At 56.6% G+C, this 23,437-nt stretch carries 24 protein-coding genes; 10 read left to right on the top strand and 14 right to left on the bottom strand.

Going from position 1 to position 23,437, the window contains the following annotated elements; all coding sequences use genetic code 11:
- Positions 1-59: 59 nt before the first annotated feature.
- Both ompC and C5687_RS20975 read left to right on the top strand, forming a co-directional pair.
- On the top strand, positions 60-1,142 hold the full coding sequence (gene ompC, locus C5687_RS20980; protein WP_025758877.1) for a porin OmpC: 1,083 nt from the start codon (positions 60-62) through the stop codon (positions 1,140-1,142).
- 77 nt (positions 1,143-1,219) lie between these two features.
- The gene (locus tag C5687_RS20975; protein ID WP_025758878.1) at positions 1,220-1,660 is read left to right on the top strand and encodes a GFA family protein; all 441 of its coding nucleotides are present in this window, start codon (positions 1,220-1,222) and stop codon (positions 1,658-1,660) included.
- Here the strand turns inward: C5687_RS20975 and C5687_RS20970 are convergent.
- Positions 1,650-2,594, bottom strand: a complete 945-nt coding sequence (locus C5687_RS20970; protein ID WP_104557765.1) for a LysR substrate-binding domain-containing protein — start codon at positions 2,592-2,594, stop codon at positions 1,650-1,652. The genes C5687_RS20975 and C5687_RS20970 overlap by 11 nt on opposite strands.
- A gap of 170 nt (positions 2,595-2,764) precedes the next feature.
- Between C5687_RS20970 and C5687_RS20965 the strand changes: the two genes are divergently transcribed.
- Genes C5687_RS20965 through C5687_RS20935 form a run of 7 tightly spaced genes read left to right on the top strand, consistent with a single transcriptional unit; the run spans position 2,765 to position 9,215 of the window.
- Positions 2,765-3,715 (top strand): branched-chain amino acid ABC transporter permease, encoded by a 951-nt coding sequence (locus tag C5687_RS20965; protein WP_104557764.1) that lies wholly within the window; start codon positions 2,765-2,767, stop codon positions 3,713-3,715.
- 8 nt (positions 3,716-3,723) lie between these two features.
- Positions 3,724-4,830: a branched-chain amino acid ABC transporter permease gene (locus C5687_RS20960; protein ID WP_104557762.1), complete on the top strand. Its 1,107-nt coding sequence runs from the start codon at positions 3,724-3,726 to the stop codon at positions 4,828-4,830.
- Positions 4,827-5,594, top strand: a complete 768-nt coding sequence (locus tag C5687_RS20955) for an ABC transporter ATP-binding protein (RefSeq protein ID WP_047958670.1) — start codon at positions 4,827-4,829, stop codon at positions 5,592-5,594. The genes C5687_RS20960 and C5687_RS20955 overlap by 4 nt, the downstream gene beginning before the upstream one ends.
- Complete coding sequence (locus tag C5687_RS20950) at positions 5,587-6,306, top strand: ABC transporter ATP-binding protein (protein ID WP_104557760.1); 720 nt, start codon at positions 5,587-5,589, stop codon at positions 6,304-6,306. The genes C5687_RS20955 and C5687_RS20950 overlap by 8 nt, the downstream gene beginning before the upstream one ends.
- Before the next feature lie 28 nt (positions 6,307-6,334).
- Complete coding sequence (locus C5687_RS20945) at positions 6,335-7,492, top strand: branched-chain amino acid ABC transporter substrate-binding protein (RefSeq protein WP_104557758.1); 1,158 nt, start codon at positions 6,335-6,337, stop codon at positions 7,490-7,492.
- A gap of 17 nt (positions 7,493-7,509) precedes the next feature.
- Complete coding sequence (locus C5687_RS20940) at positions 7,510-7,992, top strand: L-2-amino-thiazoline-4-carboxylic acid hydrolase (protein ID WP_047958673.1); 483 nt, start codon at positions 7,510-7,512, stop codon at positions 7,990-7,992.
- Complete coding sequence (locus C5687_RS20935; protein WP_104557756.1) at positions 7,989-9,215, top strand: Zn-dependent hydrolase; 1,227 nt, start codon at positions 7,989-7,991, stop codon at positions 9,213-9,215. The genes C5687_RS20940 and C5687_RS20935 overlap by 4 nt, the downstream gene beginning before the upstream one ends.
- A 70-nt stretch (positions 9,216-9,285) precedes the next feature.
- Here C5687_RS20935 and C5687_RS20930 read toward each other — a convergent pair whose 3' ends face one another.
- The gene (locus C5687_RS20930) at positions 9,286-10,773 is read right to left on the bottom strand and encodes an MFS transporter (protein WP_104557754.1); all 1,488 of its coding nucleotides are present in this window, start codon (positions 10,771-10,773) and stop codon (positions 9,286-9,288) included.
- 116 nt (positions 10,774-10,889) lie between these two features.
- Between C5687_RS20930 and C5687_RS20925 the strand changes: the two genes are divergently transcribed.
- Positions 10,890-11,465: a TetR family transcriptional regulator gene (locus tag C5687_RS20925; RefSeq protein WP_059386944.1), complete on the top strand. Its 576-nt coding sequence runs from the start codon at positions 10,890-10,892 to the stop codon at positions 11,463-11,465.
- Positions 11,466-11,607: 142 nt separating this feature from the next.
- Here the strand turns inward: C5687_RS20925 and C5687_RS20920 are convergent, their stop codons facing one another.
- The 12 genes from C5687_RS20920 to C5687_RS20865 form a co-directional block, all read right to left on the bottom strand.
- The gene (locus tag C5687_RS20920) at positions 11,608-12,057 is read right to left on the bottom strand and encodes a hypothetical protein (RefSeq protein WP_104557752.1); all 450 of its coding nucleotides are present in this window, start codon (positions 12,055-12,057) and stop codon (positions 11,608-11,610) included.
- Positions 12,058-12,127: 70 nt separating this feature from the next.
- Positions 12,128-13,567, bottom strand: a complete 1,440-nt coding sequence (locus tag C5687_RS20915) for an anion permease (RefSeq protein ID WP_104557751.1) — start codon at positions 13,565-13,567, stop codon at positions 12,128-12,130.
- A gap of 97 nt (positions 13,568-13,664) precedes the next feature.
- Entirely contained in the window at positions 13,665-16,259 is a 2,595-nt protein-coding gene (gene acnB / locus C5687_RS20910) for a bifunctional aconitate hydratase 2/2-methylisocitrate dehydratase (protein ID WP_104557749.1), read from the bottom strand.
- A gap of 17 nt (positions 16,260-16,276) precedes the next feature.
- Complete coding sequence (locus tag C5687_RS20905; protein WP_104557748.1) at positions 16,277-16,825, bottom strand: RBBP9/YdeN family alpha/beta hydrolase; 549 nt, start codon at positions 16,823-16,825, stop codon at positions 16,277-16,279.
- A 17-nt stretch (positions 16,826-16,842) separates the two neighbouring features.
- The gene (gene citG / locus C5687_RS20900) at positions 16,843-17,718 is read right to left on the bottom strand and encodes a triphosphoribosyl-dephospho-CoA synthase CitG (protein WP_104557746.1); all 876 of its coding nucleotides are present in this window, start codon (positions 17,716-17,718) and stop codon (positions 16,843-16,845) included.
- Positions 17,693-18,232, bottom strand: coding sequence for a citrate lyase holo-[acyl-carrier protein] synthase (gene citX / locus C5687_RS20895; RefSeq protein ID WP_095449014.1), 540 nt, complete (start codon positions 18,230-18,232; stop codon positions 17,693-17,695). The genes citG and citX overlap by 26 nt, the downstream gene beginning before the upstream one ends.
- Before the next feature lie 5 nt (positions 18,233-18,237).
- Positions 18,238-19,758 carry a citrate lyase subunit alpha gene (gene citF, locus C5687_RS20890; RefSeq protein WP_104557745.1) on the bottom strand — a complete coding sequence of 507 codons (1,521 nt, stop codon included), beginning with the start codon at positions 19,756-19,758 and terminating at the stop codon, positions 18,238-18,240.
- Between the two features lie 31 nt (positions 19,759-19,789).
- Positions 19,790-20,665 carry a citrate (pro-3S)-lyase subunit beta gene (gene citE / locus C5687_RS20885; protein WP_059386937.1) on the bottom strand — a complete coding sequence of 292 codons (876 nt, stop codon included), beginning with the start codon at positions 20,663-20,665 and terminating at the stop codon, positions 19,790-19,792.
- Positions 20,665-20,955: a citrate lyase acyl carrier protein gene (citD, locus tag C5687_RS20880; protein ID WP_047958684.1), complete on the bottom strand. Its 291-nt coding sequence runs from the start codon at positions 20,953-20,955 to the stop codon at positions 20,665-20,667. Before citD ends, citE begins: the two co-directional genes overlap by 1 nt.
- A gap of 24 nt (positions 20,956-20,979) precedes the next feature.
- Entirely contained in the window at positions 20,980-22,047 is a 1,068-nt protein-coding gene (citC, locus tag C5687_RS20875) for a [citrate (pro-3S)-lyase] ligase (RefSeq protein ID WP_104557743.1), read from the bottom strand.
- An 18-nt stretch (positions 22,048-22,065) separates the two neighbouring features.
- Positions 22,066-22,929, bottom strand: a complete 864-nt coding sequence (locus C5687_RS20870) for a fumarylacetoacetate hydrolase family protein (RefSeq protein ID WP_104557741.1) — start codon at positions 22,927-22,929, stop codon at positions 22,066-22,068.
- A 71-nt stretch (positions 22,930-23,000) separates the two neighbouring features.
- A partial coding sequence (locus tag C5687_RS20865; RefSeq protein ID WP_146086295.1) for an MFS transporter occupies positions 23,001-23,437 on the bottom strand: 437 nt, incomplete at its 5' end.

Raw genomic sequence — 23,437 nt, 5'->3', positions numbered from 1 at the left:
TTAGAAATCGTTCAAAGTGGCTCAGGAAATACTGAAGAAAATTATAAGGAATATTTAAGATGAAACTTAAATTAGTTGCAGTGGCAGTGACTTCCATGTTGGCAGCAGGCGTTGTAAACGCGGCTGAAGTTTATAACAAAGACGGTAACAAGCTGGATCTGTACGGTAAAGTGACAGGTCTGCACTATTTCTCTGACGATAGCGATAACGACGGCGACAAAACTTACGTTCGTCTGGGCTTCAAAGGCGAAACTCAGATCAACGATCAGCTGACCGGTTACGGCCAGTGGGAATATGAGTTCAAAGGCAATCGTTCTGAATCTCAGGGCTCTGACGGCAACAAAACCCGTCTGGCCTTCGCAGGTCTGAAATTCAACGAATTCGGTTCTTTCGACTACGGTCGTAACTACGGTGTTGCTTACGACATCGGCGCATGGACTGACGTTCTGCCAGAGTTCGGTGGCGATACCTGGACTCAGACTGATGGCTTTATGACTGGCCGTACGACTGGCGTTGCAACCTACCGTAACACCGACTTCTTCGGTCTGGTTGACGGTCTGAACGTTGCCGCTCAGTACCAGGGTAAAAACGACCGTAATGACATCACCGAAGCGAACGGTGACGGCTGGGGTCTGTCTTCTACCTATGAAATGGACGGCTTCGGTGTGGGTGCAACCTACGCGAAATCTGACCGTACTGACCGTCAGGTTGCTGCAGGTCGCGTTGCAAACACCGTTAACGCTGGCGGTGAAAACGCAGAAGTATGGGCTGCTGGCCTGAAATACGATGCGAACAACATCTACCTGGCAACCACCTACTCTGAAACCCGCAACATGACCAACTTCGGTGATGGTTATATCGCGAACAAAGCACAGAACTTTGAAGTTGTTGCTCAGTACCAGTTCGACTTCGGCCTGCGTCCATCCATCGCTTACCTGAAATCCAAAGGTAAAGACCTGGGTTCATACGGCGACCAGGATCTGGTTGAATACGTTGACGTTGGCGCGAGCTACTACTTCAACAAAAACATGTCTACCTATGTTGATTACAAAATCAACCTGGTTGACGACAACAGCTTCACCAAAGCAACTGGCGTAGCGACCGATAACATCGTCGCTGTAGGTCTGACCTACCAGTTCTAAGATATGCCACGCCAGAAAGCCAGCCCATGTGGCTGGCTTTTTTTATACGGATTTCTGGCGTCAAAAAGGAGTACGCCATGCATATTTTCAAAGGACGCTGCTTGTGCGGAATGAGTCAATTCAGCGTGAGCCTCAACAATTTCGACGTGGTCGCCTGCCACTGTACGCAATGCCAGAAGTGGTCCGGGGGGATCGCCATGTATGTGGAGGCGTCGGGCCAGCCGCTTGTCGAGCAGGACTCCATCGCCCCTTCTCATTTCAGTTCATCGGATCGTGGGGAGCGCGGGTTTTGCCCCGGCTGCGGCTGCCCACTGTGGTTCAAACTGACTTCAGCTTCGCGCTATTTCATTCCCTGGACACTGCTTGAGATGAGCGAAGATGAGCGACGTCGGCTGGTGCTGGCAGCAGAAATCTATACCGAAACCCAACCGGCGTTTTTTGGTCTGACCGGGCAATACGCGCGCTACACCGGCGCAGAAATTGAAGCGCTGGATAAACACTGCCTGCTTACGCTGTAACAGGATTCACACCCGCTTCCCGACGAAGCCAGTTTTGCAGCAGCTTACCGTCCTCGGTCATCTCTGAATCTGAACGCACGCAGAGGTAATAGTCGCGCCCGTCATCAATGGGTAAGTCAAGGATCTTCACCAGTTCAGCGCTCTCAAGATACGGTGCAATCAGGGGTTCACGCATTAACGCGCAGCCCAGCCCGGCCTGCACGCCCGCCAGCGTCAACAGCCCGTCCTCGAACAGAGGGCCGCTGCGCCGGAGAGGACGTTTTACCCCCTGCAACTGAAACCACTGCGGCCAGCTGGTTCGTTCCTCATCGTGCAGCAGTGGCATTTGCAGCAGCTGTTCAGGCGTGTCGATATGGCCGTGGATGCGCAAAAATGCGCGGCTGCACACCGGTACCATCTGTCCGGAAATCAGCTTTTCACTCTGATAACCCGCCCACTGACCGTTGCCAAAACGAATCGACATGTCCGACGCATCACTCAGATAGTTGCGATGGTTAGCATACACCACGTTAATTTCGGTTTGCGGATTGGCACGCATGAAAGCGGGCAACCGCGGAATAAACCACCCCATACCAAAAAGCGGGATCAGGCTGATTGTGACCTGTCGCGTTTGCGCCTGCTCTGCCAGGTGCTCCGTCGCCTGACGCAACACGTTAAAGGCCGCCCGGATTGAACGGTAATATTCACGTCCATGCTGGCTTAACACCAGCCTGCGCCCCTGACGCTCCGTCAGCGGCATTTGCAGATACCCTTCGAGCACCCTGAGCTGATGACTCACGGCTGATGGTGAGATCGCCAGCTCCTGCGCGGCCAGCGTGACGCTGCCCAGCCGGGCGATGGCTTCAAACGCGCGCACAGCCCGAAGCGGCGGGTCGTTCGCCAGACGACTTTCTGCATACGCCGGGAGAACGGCCAATTGTTCTGTTTTATTCATATGTTGATTTCTTTACGCTTTTCTGCCGAAAGCAGGGATTTACTATATTTATATAAATCATATAGATAACGCAATACCGGTTTATCATAAGAAATAATATATGTGTATTTTACAATTTAATTCATTTATCGGAAGGTAGCCGCAGAAAGAGCACTTTGCGGGTACAGACGTTGGACACACTCATACAACAATTGATCAACGGTGTGATGCTGGGAAGCATTTACGCGCTGATCGCACTGGGCTATACCATGGTGTATGGCATTTTGCGCATTATTAACTTTGCTCACGGCGATATTCTGATGGTCGGTGCGCTCACCACGCTCTCCGCCATTAACGCCCTGAATGCCACCTTCCCTCATATGCCGCTGCTGCTGCAGCTTGGCCTGGCTCTGGCGATTGCCATGGTCGTCTGCGCCCTTCTGGCCATGGCCGTGGAACGTTTTGCCTATCGCCGACTGCGCAATGCCCCGCGCCTGGCGCCGCTGATCTCCGGTATCGGCGTCTCGGTCCTGCTGCAAACCGTGGCAATGATTATCTGGACGCGCAACCCATTAATGTTCCCGCAGATCCTGCCCATGGACCCCATTGCCGTTACCTCGGGAAGCGAACTGCATCCGCCTGCGATTGTGACCGTCACCGGCATTGTCACCGTGGCGCTGGCGCTTGCAGTGATGACCGGGCTGTGGCTGCTTGTGGAAAACACTCGCCTGGGTCGTGGCATGCGCGCTGTTGCGGAAAACCCGCGCGTGGCCACGCTGATGGGGGTTAACCCAAATGCCATTATCACCCTGACGTTCGCCATTGGTGGCGCGTTTGCCGCGCTGGCCGGCGTGATGATGGCCAGCAACTACGGTAACGCCAGCTTCTCGATGGGCTTTTTACCCGGAATCAAAGCCTTCACCGCCGCCGTACTGGGGGGCATTGGTAACATTCGTGGCGCCATGATTGGCGGGATCCTGCTCGGCATTATCGAAGCGCTGGGCGCGGGCTATCTGGGTGAGCTGACCCACGGCGTGTTTGGCAGCAATTACCAGGATGTCTTTGCGTTTATCGTGCTGATCCTGGTGCTGGTCTTCCGTCCGGCAGGCCTGCTGGGCGAGCGCGTGGCAAACAGAGCGTAAGGGGCATTATGACTACTCTTCAACTCCAGGCTCCGGCGACCTCGCGCAAGTTCTGGTCCGGCATGACGTTATTCTGCCTCGCGCTGCTGATTGCGCCCGTGGTGGCCACGCAGCTCGGCGGCAACTACTGGGTGCGCGTTATCGACTTCGCCCTGCTTTACATCATGCTGGCGCTGGGGCTCAACATTGTGGTCGGCTACACCGGCCTGCTGGACATGGGCTTTATCGCCTTTTACGCGGTCGGGGCCTACCTCGCGGCGCTGATGGCGTCGCCACACTTGCTGGCGGTGTTCCCGATCCTCGGAGTCTGGTTCCCGGACGGGCTGCACACCTCTTACCTGCTCATTATTCCGCTGGCCGCACTGGTTGCGGCCGTCTGCGGCATTTTACTGGGTGCCCCCACGCTGAAGCTGCGTGGCGACTATCTGGCGATAGTGACCCTCGGCTTTGGGGAGATTATCCGCATCCTGATGCGTAACCTCGACCGTCCGGTAAACATCACCAACGGTGCAAAGGGCATTACCGGGGTGGACACGCTGAACCTGTTCGGCCTGAAGTTCAGCGGCGTATACCACTGGTTTGGCGTCAAGGTGCCCGCGCTTTGGCTGTGGTACTACCTGCTGATGCTGGTGATTGTGGCGATCATTTTCGTCTGCCTGCGTCTGCAGCATTCCCGTATCGGCCGCGCCTGGCACGCCATCCGTGAAGATGAGGATGTGGCCCGCGCGATGGGGATCAACGTGCGTAACTATAAGCTGCTGGCCTTTGCGATGGGCGCCTCTTTTGGCGGCGTGGCGGGCGCACTGTTCGGCGCGTTTCAGGGCTTTGTCTCCCCGGAGTCCTTCACGTTACAGGAATCCATCGCCGTGCTGGCGATGGTGGTGCTGGGCGGGATGGGACACATTCCGGGGGTGATCCTCGGCGCGATACTGCTCACCGCCCTGCCGGAACTGCTGCGTAGCCAGGCGGCCCCGGTACAGCAGGCGCTGTTCGGTACGGTGCTGATAGACCCGGAAGTATTGCGTCAGCTGTTCTACGGCCTGGCACTGGTGCTGGTGATGCTGGTTCGTCCTGCCGGCATCTGGCCGGTACGCCACAAGGAGTTAAAGGCATGAGTCTGTTAACCGTTCGCAACATGTCAAAACGCTTCGGCGGGTTGACGGCCGTGGATGATGTTTCAATCACCGTGGACAAAGGTGAGATCTACGGGCTGATCGGCCCCAACGGGGCCGGGAAAACCACCTGCTTTAACCTGATCACCGGGCTGTATCCGGCGGACAGCGGTGAGTTTTCGATTGCCGGTAAGCCCTATTTCCCGAAGCACATTGAGAAAGTCACTGCCGCCGGAATTGCGCGCACCTTCCAGAACGTGCGCCTCTTTAACGATATGTCGGTGCTGGAAAACGTGATGGTGGGCCGCCACGTGCGCACCCGTAACGGTCTGTGGGCCGCCCTGAGCCGCCACAAGCGCGCCCGCGCGGAAGAGCGGCAGACCCGCGAGCAGGCGTGGCACTGGCTGGACTATACCGGCATTGCGCAGTTCGCCCACTATCGCGCCTGCGATCTGGCCTATGGTCACCAGCGCCGCCTTGAAATCGCCCGCGCGCTGGCAACGGATCCGCTTCTGCTGGCGCTGGATGAGCCCGCCGCCGGGATGAACGCGGCGGAAAAAGTGGCCCTCGGCGAGCTGCTCATCCGCATACGCGATGACGGCAAAACCCTTTTGATGATTGAGCATGACGTCAAGCTGGTGATGAATATCTGCGATCGTCTGACGGTGCTGGATTACGGCAAAACGCTTGCCTGTGGCACGCCGGAAAGCGTGCGCCGCGACCCTCTTGTGATAGCCGCCTGGCTTGGAGGTAGCGCCCATGTCTGAACTCCTGAAAGTCGAACGTCTGGACGTGCATTACGGCGGTATTCAGGCCGTACGCGGCGTCTCCTTTACCCTGCACGAGGGTGAACAGGCTACGCTCATCGGCGCTAACGGCGCAGGGAAAAGTTCCACCGTGCGCGCCATTACCGGGCTGGAACGCTTTGGCGGCAGCATTGAATTCAACGGTAAAGCGGTACGCAAACAGCGCCCTGACACCTTACTGCGCGACGGGCTGGTGATGGTCCCGGAGGGCCGCGGGATCTTCTCCCGCATGACGGTTCTGGAAAACCTGCAGATGGGGGCCTGGCTCAGACGTGACACTGTCACGATAAAGCAGGAGCTGGCGGCGATTTTCGAGCGTTTCCCCCGTCTTGGCGAACGACAGCACCAGCTCGCCGGGCTGCTTTCCGGCGGTGAACAACAGCTGCTGGCCCTGAACCGCGCCCTGCTCAGCCAGCCGCGCCTGCTGATCCTCGACGAACCGTCGATGGGCCTTGCTCCGAAGATGGTCGAGAATATTTTTGCCGTTATTGCCAGCCTGCGCGAGCGCGGGGTTGCCCTGCTGCTGATCGAACAAAACGCCCGCCTGGCGCTGGAAGTGACCGACAGCGCGTGGGTGATGGACAGCGGCAGCATCGTTCATCATGGCGAATCGAAAGCGCTGCTTGATGACGACCAGATTGCACAGATTTATCTGGGCGAAATGCCCGTTTAACAACACCAGCCAACACCAGGGAAATACAATGAAAACAGTAAAAATCAGTGCGCTAAGCGCCGCTATTCTGCTCGGTGGGTTCGCCTCAACGGCCACCAGAGCCGCCGACAGTGAAACCGTGGTTATCGGTCTGGCGGGCCCGCTCACCGGCCCGTCTGCCCGTATCGGTAAAGATCTGGAGAATGGCGCGCAGCTGGCGATCGAAGACATCAACAAACAGCACCCGACCATCGGCGGCAAAGCGGTGACTTTCAGGCTGCAGTCCGAAGACGATCAGTCCGACCCGCGCACCGCGGTTGCCGTGGCGCAGCGTCTGGTGGACAGCGGCGTGGCGGGCGTGGTCGGCCACTGGAACACCGGTACCAGCATTCCGGCGGCCCGCGTTTATCATGATGCCGGCATCGCACAGGTGGCACCGGTCGCGACCGGTCATGCCTATACTCAACAGGGTTTTGATACCAGCTTCCGTGTGATGGGGCACGACGACGACGGTGGCCAGCTTGCCGGACAGTACGCGGTGAACACCCTGAAAGCCAAACGCATTGCGGTGATCGACGACCGTACCGCCTTTGGTCAGGGTCTGGCAGACCAGTTTATTAAATCGCTTGAAGCACAGGGCGTGAAGATTGTCGATCGTCAGTACGTGGATGACAAAACGGTCGATTTCAGCGCCGTACTGACTGCCATTCGCAGTAAAAATGCCGATCTGATCTTCTTCGGCGGCGTCGACAGCCAGGCCGCACCGCTGGCGCGCCGCATCAAACAGCTGGGCATGAACGCCACGCTGATGGGCGCAGGCGGATTCGTCAGCCAGACGTTCCTGCAGCTGGCACAAAAAGAGGGAGAAGGCGTGGTCGCCCTGGAGCCGGGTCTGCCCGTTGACCAGATGCCGGGTGGTAAAGCGTTCGAGCAGGCGTATCAGTCCCGCTACCACACCCATATCGAACTGCACGCCCCATTCGCCTATGACGCTACCCGCGTGCTGGTGGCGGCGATGGAAAAAGCAGACTCCGTTGATCCTTCCGCGTATCTGCCTGCCCTGCGTGCCATAAGCTACGCTGGCGTCACCGGCCAGATTGCGTTTGATAACGAAGGCAACCTGAAATCGCCGTCGTTCACGGTCTACAAGGTTGTCGACGGCAAATGGCAGCCGCAGACCGTGCTGGGCGGCGCAAAAGCGAAGTAACGCAGCGAGGCAATGTGATGAGTGATAATAACGAGCTGGGCATTCTCGCCCGCCGCAAAATTGAAGCCGAAATTATTAAGCCAATTTATGAAATCCTGGTGCGCGAGATAGGGAAAACCCGTGCCCAGGCGGTGATTGGCGAGGCCATTGAGCAGGCCGCGATTGACGCTGGCAAAGCGTTTGCCAGCAAAGAGCCCAACGGCACGGACGTGAAGAGCTTTATCGCTCTGCAGTATCTGTGGGAAAAAGATAACGCCCTCGAGGTGAAGGTGATCGACGCCGACGACCAGCAGTACAACTACAACGTGACCCGCTGCCGCTACGCGGAGATGTATCACGAGATGGGGCTGGGCGAAATTGGTCACCTGCTCTCCTGCGCGCGCGACGAAAAATTCATCGTCGGCTATGCCCCGGACGTGAAGCTGACCCGCACCACCACCATCATGCAGGGCGGCGCATGCTGTGATTTCCGCTACCGCAGCACTAAGGACAAGCCATGATCCGCGTCAACGCCGAACGGCTCTGGTCAACGCTTGCGATGATGGCGCAGATCGGCGGGACGCCCGCCGGTGGCGTGACCCGTCTGGCACTCAGCGAGGAAGATCGTATTGCGCGTAACCTGCTGCGCGACTGGGCGCTGGACGCCGGATTTACCTGCGACGTCGACCGCATGGGCAACATGTTTATCCGCCGTGCGGGGAAAAACCCGGCGCTCGCCCCGGTCATGACCGGATCGCACGTGGATACCCAGCCGCTCGGCGGCAACTACGACGGGGTTTACGGCGTGCTGGCCGGGCTGGAACTGCTGCGCACCCTCAATGATCATCGCATTGAGACGGAGCGTGACATTGTGCTGGTGAACTGGACCAACGAAGAAGGTGCCCGCTTTGCGCCAGCTATGCTCGCCTCAGGCGTCTGGGCCGGCCAGCTTACCGAGGCATTTGCTTACGCCCGAATGGACAGCAAACGCGTGACCGTTCGCGAGGCGCTGGAAGAGATTGGCTATCGTGGAGACATACCGGCCTGCGCGTTTCCGGTTCACGCCTGCTATGAGCTGCATATCGAACAGGGCCCGATTCTGGAAGATGAAGGTCTGGATATCGGGCTCGTCCGCGCCGCCATGGGCCAGCGCTGGTTTACCCTGACGCTGGACGGATTTGCCGCCCACGCCGGAACGACGCCAATGCACAGCCGTCGCGACGCGCTGACCGCCTTCGCGGAGCTGGCGCTGAAGGTGGAAGAGATTGGCTATCGGCATGCGCCAGACGGACGCGCGACGATCGGTATGGCGCAGGTTACGCCGAACTCGCGAAACGTCGTGCCCTCTCGTGTGGTATGCAGCGTGGAGTTTCGCCATCCTTCGCAGGCGGCACTGGAAGCTATGGAAGCGGCGCTGCATAAAGTGGCTGAAAGCCTCACCCTGCGCGGCGTGACGGCTGTCGTTGAGCGCATTTTTGATTATGCGCCGATTGCGTTTGATGCCACATGCCTGGCGCGTACGGAGAAGGCGGTGGCCGAACTGGGCTATTCGTCGAAACCGATGGTCTCTGGCGCGGGGCACGACACCTGCTATGTCAGCAAAGTCGCGCCTGCCAGCATGATCTTCATCCCCTGTGTGAAAGGCATCAGCCATAACGAAGCAGAGAGGATCCTGCCGGAATGGTCAGAGAAAGGGGCAAACGTGCTGCTGCACAGCGTGCTGGCCGCCGCCCAGGAAAAGTAAGCCGGGTGCTTACCCGGCTTTACGACACCGCGCCCGCACGCCCGGTAGGCGCAGCGCCACCGGGTGTGTTTCAGGACTTCGGCACCTTCGCCAGGCTAAACCAGATCCCCACGGCCAGCAACAGCAGCATGCCTCCCGCACTGCCCAGCGCCACGCTGTGCGAGGTGATAAACGCGCTTTTCGCCGCCTCAATCACCGATTCTGCCAGAGGCGTCGTCAGCTCCTGCGCCACCTTCATCGCTTCACCAATAGACGACGCGGCTTTATCGACCAGAGAAGCGTGCAGCCCCTGCGGCAGCTCAATCGACGCCGAGAAGCTGCGGGTCAACAGCAGGCCAAAAATGGCGATCCCCAGCCCGGCCCCCAGCTCATAGGACATGGTTTCAATCGCCCCTGCGGCAGCGGCCTTCTCTTTCGGCGCGGCAGCCATAATGGCGGAGGTCGAGGCCAGCAGCGCGCTGGCGGCGCTGAAACCGAGCAGCACCATCAGCCCCCACGCCTGCCACTGCTGCGTGCTGAAGTCGAGCATCGACAGGCCGATAAAGCTGACGGCGCTGAGCCCCATACCGCCAGCCGCGACGATGCGCAGCCCTAAACGCCCGACCAGGAAACCTGCTATCGGTCCGCTGAATCCGCTGGCGACCATCACCGGCAGCATGAACATCCCCGCTTCAAACGGCGTGAAGCCGTGAACAAACTGCAGCTCCTGAGCCATCAACAGCTCAAACCCGACCAGGGCAATCATGGCGGTCATCGCCATCACCACGCCGCTCAGAATGATGCGGTGGCAGAACAGGCGCATGTCGATCATTGGCACGCGGGCGCGAAGCTGAATACGCACGAAGACAAACAGCAGCACCGAGCCAGCAACCAGCGCACTGACAACCAGCCACGGCGAGAGCACACCTTTAAGCGCGGTTTTGGCGCTGTAGACCAGCAGCAAAATCGCCACAATCAGCATGATTGCATGGCTAATATTGAGGGGTTGCTCCGGACGCCCCTGCTGACGGGGTACAAAACGCGCCGCCAGCGAAACCACCACCAGAACGATCGGGACGTTGATCAGGAATACCGATCCCCAGTAAAAATGCTCAAGCAGCATACCGCCGATCAGCGGACCGAACGCCGCACCACCGGACCCCACCGCCGCCCAGACGCCAAGCGCAATGTTACGATCACGCGTATCGACAAACAGCGTACGGATCCCGGCAAGCGTAGCCGGAATGATCATCGCCGCGCCGATGGCCAGCGAGGCGCGGGCCGCAATCAGCCACCCTGCCGACGGGGCAAACGCGGCCGCCAGGGACGACAGGCCAAACAGCGTACTGCCCATCATCAGCAGGCGTTTAAAACCAATCCGATCGCCCAGGGCGCCCATCGGCAGCACCATTCCCGCCATCACCAGCGAGTAAATATCAATGATCCACAGCAATTCATTGCCGCTGGCACCCAGCGTCATGCTCAATGTCGGCGCCGCCACGTGCAGCACCGTCGCGTCAATCGCCACCGGGATATACACCAGCACGATAATCACTAACGCTAACCACTGACCAAACATAAATTTCCTTTTCATTGCAAATATGGACACATGTCCAGAATGCGATCCTACGGAAAGTTGAACGTGTGTCCAGCTTTTTGTTACACTCGTTTCGTTCCCATTGAGAGTGAGTCAACATGCGATATCTGAGCAAGGATGAACGGCGGGAAGCCATCTTACAGGCCGCCATGCGCGTGGCGCTGGCTGAAGGACTGACGGCCATGACGGTACGCCGCATTGCGGCTGAAGCCGGGGTCGCGACCGGACAGGTTCACCATCATTTTACCTCCGGTGGGGAGCTAAAATCGCTGGCCTTCGTTCGGCTGATCCGTGCGTTACTGGATGCCGACGTGGTGGGTGAAAACGCCAGCTGGCGGGAGCGGCTGCACGCTATGCTCGGCAGCGATGACGGCGGGTTTGAGCCCTATATTCGCCTGTGGCGGGAGGCGCAGCTCCTGGCCAGCCGCGACGCTGACATTAAAAGCGCCTATGTGATGACCATGGAGATGTGGCATCAGGAGACCGTGGCGATTATCCGCGCCGGGGCGGAGGCCAACGCGTTTACGCTTACCGATCGGGCGGAAAATATTGCCTGGCGGTTGATCGGGCTGGTGTGTGGTCTTGACGGGATGTATGTCCTGAATATGCCTGAGATGGATGACGCGGCATTTAATCAGCATCTCGACAAGCTGATCTCCCTCGAATTGGGTTAATACTCCTGAAGGACGGGCTGGGCAACCTGGGCGCGTGATGCCGCTGATCGCCGTTGATTTTGTAGGGTGGCGGCTACGCCTTACCCGACCTACGTTCCGGTTCCTCCAGGCCCGGTAAGGCGTAGCCGCCACCGGGCTGAAATCAACTTATTGAACCTCCGGTGAGCAGAGAGAGAATAAATAACAGCAACAACACCGCGACGATCAGCCCGAACGCAAGCAGCACAGCATGAAAGGTAAGCGTTAGCCCTGAGAACAGAAGTGCCCCAGAGATACCCCAACGACTCTCCTTGCACATTCCTCCGATGAACGAAAGCCCCAGTGCCACAACAGCGAGAATAATCCCGGCGTTAAGAAGAATGCTGTCAATATCAACCTTCGTTTTTTCGATTCGGGCAGCAGGACGCTCTCCCTTTAGCCCCGCAATTACCCCTTGTTTTACAGCCGACACTTTCTCAGCAACAATAACCTCAAGCGCTGGCGGCTTCGGAGAAAACGGTCCGAATGAAAACTGAACGATTGAGAGAATGAGTGCAATTCCCCCCAGAAACATTCCCAATGAACTGAATTTATTTCGTAATACGATTTCCATATCAACATGCCTTCGAGTAATGCCGCCGCGTGGACTGTAGGCCCGGTAAGGCGTAGCCGCCACCGGGCGATTAATACTGCAGCATACCGTGCTGCATCAGGAAACCCCACCACGGTATGCCGAGGAACATATGGACTAAAAACGTGCCCAGCGCCACGATTGTGCCGATTGTCCACCATGACTTAATGTCGTTATAGCCGGAGGCGAAGATAATTGGCCCTGCCGCGCCACCATAGTGGGTGATACAGCCACCATACGAGTTGGAAAACAGAATGGCAAGCGCCAGCAGTACGGGCGCCGTGCCGGTGACCAGACCCACGGTGGCGAAGACCGGCACCATGGCCGCCACGTAGGCCCCGCCGGAGGCGAAGAAATAGCGAACCAGTACGCTGAGAAACACGATAATCACGATGGTCATATTACCGGCGCTGAGGAAATCCAGATGCGCTGACAGGAAATCAGCCAGCCAGCGGAAAAAGCCCTCTTTGCTCAGGGTGGCGCTCAGACCAATGATGCCTCCGTACCACATCAGGGTATTCCAGCCACCTTTATTTTTCTGAACATCACTCCAGCCGATAATATTAAACAGCAGTGCCGCCCCCATCGCGATAATGGCGACAGCGGATTCATTCAGTCCAAGATGGCGAGAAAAGATCCACCCCAGTAACGCGGCGATAAAAATCACCACCAGCCCTTTCTCTTTGAGACTCATCGCCCCCAGGCTTTTCAGCCCATCAGTCGCAATCGCGACATTATCAATCTTTTTAATTTCCGGCGAGGCGACGCGGTAACAAATATAGGGAATAATACACAGCATCAATAATCCCAGCGGTGCACCCGCCAGCATCCAGCCGATCCAGCTAATATGAATATGGAAAATGTCGGAAATAAGCTGTAGCGCTAATGCGCTCCCGGCAAAACCGGTTAAAAACATATAGCTAGTCGTTTTAGTCACCATATAGACATTGACCATTAAATAACGTCCGGCCTTGCGCGGTGACTCTTGTGGTGTCGACCCCAGTACGGTCGCGATACTGTTAATAATAGGGAAAACCACCCCACCTGCCCGCGCGGTATTTGAGGGTGTGGCGGGTGCCAGTACCAAATCCAGCAAGGCGGTTACATAGCCCAGCCTCAGCGTCGTGCTGCCAAATTTCAGGATAAACCAGTAGGCAAGCCGTTTCCCCAGACCGGTTGTGACAAACGCCGCGCTAAGGGTAAAGGCGCTGAACACCAGCCAGGTGGTGCCGGAGGCGTATCCGCTCAGAACGTCCATGGATTTGACGGGAGAATCGGGGAATTTGGTCACGGTAAAACAGGTTAATGCGACCGCGACCAGCATGATGACAGGTTCAGGATAGGGTTTAATCACCAGCCCTACAATTGCGGAAAGATAAATGCCTGCCAGGATCCACGCTTCTTTGGTTAATCCATCAGGCGGAGGAATAAATATTGATAATAATATAATAATGGCAAGTAAGATTGTTTTTAAAACATTGGATTTAAGCATATCTCACCCATGAGAAAAGGGTCCCTGAAGAGCAGAGACCACTCCTGCGAGAGGTCTCTGCCGGCTAAATAATATTTATCAAACAAATAATAAAGAATTACACGGTAACAATCTGGATATTATCACCTTTTGTGGTTGGATATTCAGCCAGGGTGTCAAAACTGAGATAACGATAGATATTTTCATGGGCGTCATGAAGTTTATCGGTATAGCGAAAATACTCGTCAACGGTGGGCATTTTACCCAGGATGGCCGCAACAGTACTTAATTCAGCCGATGCCAGGAAAACTTTGGCATTTGTTCCCAGTCGATGCGGGAAATTTCGGGTGGACGTTGATACCACGTGACTTCCTTCGCGCACCCTCGCCTGGTTCCCCATACAGAGTGAACAGCCCGCGGGCTCAATGCGCGCGCCCGATTGAATAAACTGATTAAAATAGCCTTCACGAGAGAGTTGTTGGGCATCCATTTTTGTCGGCGGAGCGAGCCACAAACGCGCCTGACTTTCACTGGCCTCGGCCATGATTGTCCCGGCCGCGCGGAAATGGCCGATATTGGTCATGCAGGAGCCAATAAAGACCTCTTCTATCGGCGTGCTGGCCACCTCAGAAAGCAGGCGGGCATCATCCGGATCGTCCGGCGCGCAGACCACCGGTTCGGTGATCTCATTGAGGTCAATCTCAATGACGGCCGCGTATTCCGCATCTGGATCGGCGCAGAGCAGCGACGGGTTAGCCAGCCAAGCCTCAATCTCCGCGATACGACGTTCAAGCGTGGCGGCGTTTTCGTACCCCTGCTGAACCATCCAGCGCAGCAGAGCCGCATTGGAGCGCAGGTATTGCGCCACCTTCTCTTCCGCCAGGCGCATCACGCAGGCGGCAGCGGACCGTTCAGCCGACGCGTCGGCCAGTTCAAACGCCTGCTCTGCACTTAATGCTTCCAGCCCCTCGATTTCGAGGATTCGGCCCGAGAAAACATTGCGCTTATTCTTTTTCTCGACCGTCAGCAGCCCCTGTTTTCTGGCATACAGCGGAATAGCGTGAACAAGATCGCGCAGGGTGATGCCTTTTTGCATCTCACCTTTAAAGCGAACCAGCACCGATTCCGGCATATCCAGCGGCATAATGCCCGTTGCCGCAGCGAACGCCACCAGTCCGGAGCCGCCCGGGAAGGAGATCCCCAGCGGGAAACGGGTATGGGAATCAGCACCGGTGCCTACCGTATCCGGCAGCAGCATGCGGTTTAACCAGGAGTGGATAATGCCGTCACCCGGTTTGAGCGCCACCCCGTTACGGTGGGTGATAAACTGCGGCAGCGTTTCATGCAGCCGAACATCCACCGGCTTTGGATACGCAGAGGTGTGGCAAAAAGACTGCATCACCAGATCGGCTGAAAACGTCAGGCACGCCAGATCGGTCAGCTCATCACGCGTCATCCCGCCGGTGGTATCCTGTGAACCGACTGTCGAAATTTTTGGCTCGCAATACTGTCCGGGACGGATCCCCGCGACGCCGCAGGCTTTACCCACCATTTTTTGAGCCAGCGTAAAACCGGCGGTGGAAGACGCAGGTGCCGCAGGCTGGCGGAAGACCTCAGAAGGCGCAAGCTTCAGCGATTCCCGCGCTTTCGCCGTCAGGCTGCGTCCGATAATCAACGGGATCCGCCCGCCGGCACGCACTTCATCCAGCAGCACCTCGGTTTTAAGCGTAAAGGTCGTCACCAGACGCTGGCTTTCGGTCTCACGAATTTCGCCTTTCCAGGGATAAAGATCGATCAGCATCCCGGTCGTCAGCGTGGAGACATCCATCTCTACCGGCAAGGCACCGGAATCTTCGAGCGTATTAAAGAAAATGGGGGCGATCTTGCCGCCAAACACAAACCCGCCGTTGCGTTTATTCGGCACGAAAGGAATATCGTTCCCGATGTGCCATAAGATGGAGTTGGTGGCGGATTTACGTGACGATCCGGTTCCCACAACGTCGCCAACATAGACCAGCGGCCAGCCAGCCACTTTTAATTCTGCCAGCTGGCGCAACGGCCCGCGCGCGCCGGGTTCATCAGGCTCAACCCCTTCCCGGGCATTACTGAGCATGGAGAGCGCATGCAGCGGAATATCCGGCCGTGACCATGCCTCCGGTGCCGGAGACAAATCGTCAGTATTGGTCTCACCGGGCACCTTAAATACCTTCAGGGTGATTTTTTCAGCCATCGCCGGGCGGCGAGTAAACCATTCGGCATTCGCCCAGGCGTGAAGCACCGCTTTCGCATGGACGTTACCGGCCATCGCTTTGGCTTCAACCTGGCTGAATTTTTCGAAAATGAGGATGGTCGTAGAGAGCTGCTCTGCGGCCAACGGCGCCAGGTCCGGATGGTCAAGCAGCGCAATCAGCGGCTGGACATTATAGCCGCCCTGCATGGTACCCAGCAGCGTGGTGGCCGCTTCGGGGGAGAGACCGTTAACACGGTAGTCCTGCAACGCCACCTTAAATAAAAACTCGGCTTTTAACTTTGCCGCAGGATCGACACCCGGTGGGACGCAGTGGGTTAATAGATCGATTAATTGCGGGTGATGTGTCGGCGCATCGCGAAGTAAACGCTGGATCAGCACCGCTGTCTGTTCCGCTGTTAACGGTTTCGCCGGAATACCCGCCTCCTGGCGGACTTTCCGGTGCTGAGTGTAATCATCTAACATAGGTTCTCCTGTTAAAGCTAAAGTTGTTCACAAAATTCTGTTAGTCGTTCAAGTCCGTAAGGCCATTCACCGTGGCCAGATTCGGCATTAATATGTCCGGCCTCGCCGATATCGATTAACTGCCCCTTCCAACAGGCAGCCCAGAACTGCGCGCGGGAGAAGCGCATCAGGGGATCGTTTCTGCTGGCAAACATCAGGCAGGGAACCGGTAATGGCGCAGGCTGAATGGACTCTTCAAGGCCGAAAAACGCGGGCTCTGCCGGTGCGACCATCACCACCCCGGCGACGTTTACCGGTCGCGTTTGCAGCAGCCGACACGACGCCAGCGCACCAAAGCTATGCCCGACGAGGATGGCGGGCAGCGGGCACTGCGCCAGCTCCCGGGTAATGGCGGAGATCCAGTTTTCAATATCGGGCTCGAACCAGTTTTTCTGCTGAATTCGCTTCCAGAAAGGAAAACGTCGCCCCCAGCAGCTTTGCCAGTGATGTTCATCGCTGTCTCTCAGACCCGGCACCAGAACCACGGTATAGACGCTACTGAGCTGCTGGAGGCGTTGTTCAATCATGACGTTTTCCTTTTCGATTATTCGGAGGGAAACTGTGACAATAACCATCCGACGGCGATGAGATCTGCGCTCCCACCCGGGCTTAAATTCCGGCGAATAAACTGAGCGTCCATGCGGGTTAAGGCGTGAACTAATCTCTCCGGCGTCAGATGTTTCACCGCTAAAAGTCGTCTGGAATAGCGTCTGGCATAATTCAGCCCTTCGGGTCCCCCCCGTGAAACAAGATTGGTATCCGGATTCGCCGCCATCAGCCCGAGCAACATCCTCAGTAACGCGTCGTCCTCAGAGGCTCCCTGGCGCAGTGCCATTTCAAAGTGAGGCAGCCCGGCGTGGCGGACGGTGGCAAAACCGCTTTCAGCTTCCCCTCGGGCGCCGGTTAAACCGTAGGCCAGGAACTGCTGCTCGCCCTTCGTTTTCGCAACGCCGCGATTCTTCAGCTCCAGTTCAACGATGCCAGCGCAAATCGCCCTGCTCTCATCGCACAGGCTGCGTTGCGTGAGGCTTTCCTGCCTTTGCGTCAGACGCCCCGCCGCGGCACAGAGCAGCCCCAGGGAGAAGATGCCGCCTTTATGGGTATTCACCCCGCCGGTGGCGTTGAACATCGCCTGCTCGCAGGCCAGACCGACCGGCCTTATTGCCCGCAGCGTTTGCGGCCCGGTAAGGCGGGCCGTCTCCCTGCCGACGTTAAAGAACGCGGTGAACCACGGGGCAATGGCCGTGATACTGGCCATAAACAGCGCGTAATTCATATCGCGATGCGCTCCGCTGTTTTCGCGATCCACCAGGCCCGGTTTCGGGGTTAAGCGGATTTCCCGGTACAGAGCCTCGACCGCCAGCGCCGCGACGCTCTGCTGGGGGGCTGGCGTATTACAGCTGGCAAGCGAAGTAGTCATCGGTTAACGCCTCAATTACGCGCATAAGCTCGGGCAGGGAATGGCGTCGCATACGCGAGCAGACATGAGCAGGTTCATGACAGATAAAACATCTGCGCATCGGTTGCTGGATGGCGCTTCTTTTCAGCAGTCCCGTTTTCGGACACAACACGTCGATATCCCACAGGCGTCCCAGAGGATGGTTATCTTCGAGATGCGCGGTGACGTGCTTGATCATCCAGGCCGGGGCCGCCACCGACCAGAGCGCTTCCGGCCCGGTGACCGGCTGCAGGGTCTGCTGGCGGCAGACCGTCCACTGATGCGTGCGGAATAGCTCACCGAGCGCCTCATTCGCAACGGCCATCACCCGTCGGGCCAGACCGGTATCCTTCACCGCCCCCGGCCAGACCAGCGTGACGGATACCACGGTATGATCCGACTGAAACAGCCACGCCTGCTGTCGGCGTGCGCGCTGCTCTTTTGATGTCAGAACCTGTTCCAGCGAAACAGAGGTATTCGATGCGTTATCCGTCATGGGGATCACTCCTTCACCTGGTGAACCACATCAATTACGCTGCCGTCGCGGTAGCGCACCACGCCAACGATCCGGTCGGTAAACGCCACCGGCTTAGGCTCACCCGAGATAAGCAACGCCTTCTGGTACAGCGCCTCGATGTCGACGACGGTCAGCCCGGCGTGAATCAGGCGTTCGCGGACCTCCGGGCGCGCCGGGTTAACGGCAATACCGTGATCGGTAACCAGAACGTCGATACTCTCCCCCGGTGTTACCAGGGTGGTGACCTGCCTGACAACGGTTGGAATGCGGCTGCGGATCAGCGGAGCAACTACAATGGTGAGATTGGCCGCCGCCGCGACGTCGCAATGCCCGCCTGACGCGCCGCGCATCACCCCGTCGGAACCGGTGAGGACATTGACATTGAACTGTGTGTCCACCTCCAGCGCGCTGAGGATGACCACATCGACCCTGTCGCAGCAGGCGGCTTTGGCCGCCGGGTTGGCGTAGACGTTAGTGGAGATTTCAACATGGTTGGGATTGACTGCCATGGAGGCCGCCGCCGCACCGTCAAAGCTTTGCGTATCGAGTATCTTTTCAATTAAGCCCTTTTGATGCAGATCGACAATGCTGCCGGTGATCCCGCCGAGCGCAAACCTGGCGACAATATTGTGTTTGCGCATCCGGGCTTCCATAAACCGCGTACAGGCGGTGGATGCCGCACCTGAACCGGTCTGAATGGAAAAGCCGTTGCGGAAATAACCAGAGTGTTCGATAACGTCGGCAGCAGAACGGGCAATCATCAGTTCGCGTGGATTACTGGTCACCCTGGCGGCGCCGACGCTGATTTTGGCCGGATCGCCGACGCTCTCAATCTGCACCACATAGTCAACCCGATCCTGAACGATACTGGCCGGCAGATTAGGGAATGGCTTCAGGGTTTCGGTAAGCAGGACCACCTTTTTGGCATACTGCGCATCGACCATGGCGTAACCCAGCGAGCCGCACTGCGAGGTACCGCCGTTGCCGCTGGCATTGCCATATTCGTCGCAGCAGGAGACCGCCAGAAAAGCGATATCAATGGTAATTTCGCCCTTCTGAATCAGATTCACCCGTCCGCCGTGGGAGTGGATCTGTACCGGTTCGTCCATCAGTCCGTGTGAAATCGCGTCCGCGAGTTCACCACGCATCCCGGAGGTGTAGATTTTGCCAATCACACCATTGCGAATGTGCCCGATAAGCGGCGTATTGCATGACATTAACGAACTGGACGCGAGCGTGAGCCCTTTAAGACCGCGCTGAGCCAGCTTATCCATCACATAGTTGATCACCTTGTCGCCTTCCCGGAACGCGTGATGGAAGGAGACGGTCATGCCGTCATGCAGATCGCAACGGTCCAGCACCTCGTCCACGCTGGCAAAAAGTTTGCGCTGATATTTTTTCTGTGCATCAGAAAGATACGGCGTCGTCGCGTTAGCGCCGCTGAAGGCGACGTATTCACGACGCGTGCCGGGAATATGGTGCAGGGTTTCAGTGAGATTTTTCATTATTCATCCTGTCGCTTGCGAAAAAAGGTGATTACTGACGAATGCCAGAGGCATTTTTGCGTTCGATAACAACACGGGCATGGTTGATAATCGGTGCGTCGATCATTTTGCCGTTCAGCGAGATCACCCCGAGTCCGTTGCGTTCGCCCTCTTCTGCGGCGGCAAGCACGCGTTGTGCGTAATCCACTTCTTCCTGGGTGGGAGCGTAGGCGTTATGAAGAATTTCAATTTGTCGCGGGTTAATCAGCGATTTTCCGTTGAAGCCCATCCGGCGGATAAGATCCACCTCTTTCAGGAAACCAGCCTCATCATTCACATCGGCGTACACCACATCGAACGCGTCAATACCGGCTCCGCGCGCGGCATGTAATACCGCACAGCGGGCATAGAACAGCTCTGTCCCGTCGCCTCGCTCGGTTTGCATATCCATCACATAATCAAAGGCGGCCAGTGCAATACCCATTAAACGGTCGGACGATTTCGCAATGGCGACCGCATTAATAACCCCCACGGCAGATTCAATCGCGGCCATTAATTTCGTGGAGCCAACAGGACGGCCGCAGGTTTCTTCAATGCGGACGATTTCACGTTCGAGCTGATAGATATCTTCCGGAGAGTCGGTTTTCGGCAGACGAATAACATCCACCCCTGCCCTGACGGCAGCTTCAAGATCCTTTAAACCGAAAGGGGTATTTAGCGGGTTAATTCGAACAACGGTTTCAATATCGTTGTACATCGGGTGTTGCAGGGCATGAAATACCAGAAGACGGGCGCTGTCTTTTTCTTTCAGCGCCACGGCATCTTCCAGGTCAAACATAATGGAGTCTGGTTTATAGATAAATGCCGTCGACAACATGGCAGCACTTGAACCGGGAATAAATAACATACTGCGGCGTAACTTTTTCATTATAACGTTTCCCATGCAATGTCTTCCCGGGCTGTCCCTCTGAGCAGTGCAGCCTGCACGCGGGCGCGGATCACGCAGTCCAGCGCGCCTTTATCATCAATAATGATCTGCCCCTGTTCGATGTTGAACGCAGAGAGCGTTTCATTCACCACTTCTGCAATTCGGTCGCCGAATTGCTTATAGACTTCGCTGTGGATGACCACGTCCAGCCCGCTCTCATCGGGGCTGACCTTAACCATGAGGTCGCTGGACTCCAGCGTTCCCGCCATCGCGGCTTGTACAATTTTCATATCCATTTTCCTGTGATAATGCGCTTAAACCGCTGCCGTCAGCGGCTCGGATAAGCAACGCTGATGCTGCACCCCGTTATTCAGAAACGCGCGCGTGGTGGCTGGCACCATGCGGCTGGCGGCAGCGATGTTGTTTTCTTTTAATAAACGACGAACGGCTGAAGCCGAGACCGGCACATTAAAGCCATCCGTTTTTCTTTCTATTTCGTGGACGCAAATACGGGGCGCCGCGCTGGTTTCGTCTTCCAGCCAGCGATGCATTGCCCGGTTATATTCAGCGGTTAACGGACAGAACGGTTCGGTACCCACGAAACGATGATGAATATTCAACGCCGGGGCGATGTAATTTCTGAACAGCAGGAGGTCAATGGCCGCATAGACTTTATCAATGACCTGCTTGTCTTTCAGGAAATAGCCCGGGAAGGTGCCGCGAGAAATAATATACGCAGACCCCGGATGCACCGTGACGTTAGGAATATGCCGGGAACCGTCCCTGACCATCGCGAAGCGTTCTTTAAATGAAAACGTGGAGACATCTTCCTGAACCACGAAAACATGCAAGTGGTCGCACCGGCTTGCTGCATGCTCGATCAGATATTGATGGCCCAGGGTGAACGGATTCGCGTTCATCACAATCGCGCCAACAGTATTTCCCGGCACGAGATGATGACGGCGAAGTTCGCTGCAATAACGATGAATCCCCACCGGCGTATTCTCCATTAATGCCGCACGCTTCCCGACCGTCACCAGCGGATAAAAGCCGCATCCGCGAAATGACTTCACGTTATCCGGACAGGTAAAGAGAAAGAGTTGATGTTCACCGTTCTGTGCCGCCTGCAGTTCGGCCTCATGGATTAACGTCAGGATTAACGACGTGCCCCGCCACCCGGCATCCACTGCGATGCACTTCAACGTGTTACCCGCAATGCCGGTGCAGGCGACAAGATGGCGCTGATAGCGGGCAACAATAAATTGCGCAATATCGTCATCAATACCTAAACCGTTGCGGGCCAGGAAAGCGGCAACCTCCTCTCTGGCCTGAGCGTTACCGGCGTTAATAACCTCAAACTCGGGTGTTCTGGCGCTGAACATCTTCTCTCTCCTGGGCGTTTAGACAGCGAGCTCTTCCGGCTGCGGTTGAGCTTCCACAATGGTGTTCATCAGGCGACCAAGGTTTTCGATCTCAACTTCAACGCGATCGCCATGGTGCATAAACAGCGGCGGATTACGCTTTTTGCCGACGCCGCCTGGCGAACCGGTAATAATGACGTCGCCAGCGCTGAGAGAGGTGAACGTACTGATGTAGGCGATAAGATCCGCCACTTTGTGGATCATGCTGCCGGTGGAGTCATTCTGAACCAGCATGCCGTTCAGCCAGGTATGAATGGTCAATGCATGTGGATCGGGGATCTCATCCGCCGTGGTCATGTAGGGGCCGAAGGCGCCGGTTTGCGTCCAGTTTTTACCGGCAGTGAACCAGGCGTGCTGCCAGTCGCGAACGGAACCATCCATATAGCAGCTGTATCCCGCGACATGACTGAGCGCGTTATTCACGTCAATCCGGCTGCCAGGTTTACCGATAATAACGGCCAGCTCGCCTTCATAATCGAATTCGCTGGAGAGAACCGGTTTTATCACCGGCTGCGCATGCCCGGTTTGTGAATCAGGAAAGCGAATAAACAGCGTGGGCGCATTATTGGTCTCGGCAAACTCTTTTCTTTTTTCAGCGTAATTCATACCAACGCAGAAAATCTTTCCAGGCTCTTCAATAACGGGTAAAAAGGTAATCTCTTCAGGCATCATATCCACAGGGCAATCGAGATATTGCCTGGCAACGTCAACCGCATCCCACTGAAGGAGATCTTTCAACGTCGCGTAGTGATGGCCGATTTTATTACCCAAATCGATAATGCCGGATGGTGTATAAATCCCGTAGCTTTTACGGCCCTGATGAATATAACTTGCTAATTTCATGATGATACCCGATTGATATACATATTCGTTCTGTGTTCACGCCCTGAGGCGTGAACACCTTGCCTGATGTTTTATTCTGCTGACTGCGCCGTTACCAGCACCGGTTTATTACCAGATGCCAGATACGTTGCCACCACAACGCCAACCCCGAGTAAGGCCAGAATAAATCCTGTCATTCCCAGCCAGTCCATTGAATGGAAAACAAAACCGTTGATAAAACCAATAACCGAACCGCCCATGTAGTAGAAGAATAAATAGAGCGCGACGGCCTGGCCTCTTGCATGGGTTGCATTTTTACTGACCCAGCTTAAGCCAATAGAGTGGCAGCCGAAGAAACAGCCGGTAAAAATGACCGCGCCCACAATAAAGGTGACAACATTCGACGTCAGCGTCAGCAGCATGCCAAAGGCCATGACCAGGAACAGCACGCGCAAGACTTTCATTGCGCCATATTTCGCTGATAAGCGACCGGCCTGCGGAGCCGTAAAGAAGCTCAGGGCAAAGCTAA

The organism is Enterobacter sichuanensis (genome assembly GCF_002939185.1).
Lineage (GTDB): Bacteria > Pseudomonadota > Gammaproteobacteria > Enterobacterales > Enterobacteriaceae > Enterobacter > Enterobacter sichuanensis.
The sequence above is the reverse complement of the archived record's forward strand: the minus strand, read 5'-3'. Positions and strand labels throughout refer to the sequence as shown.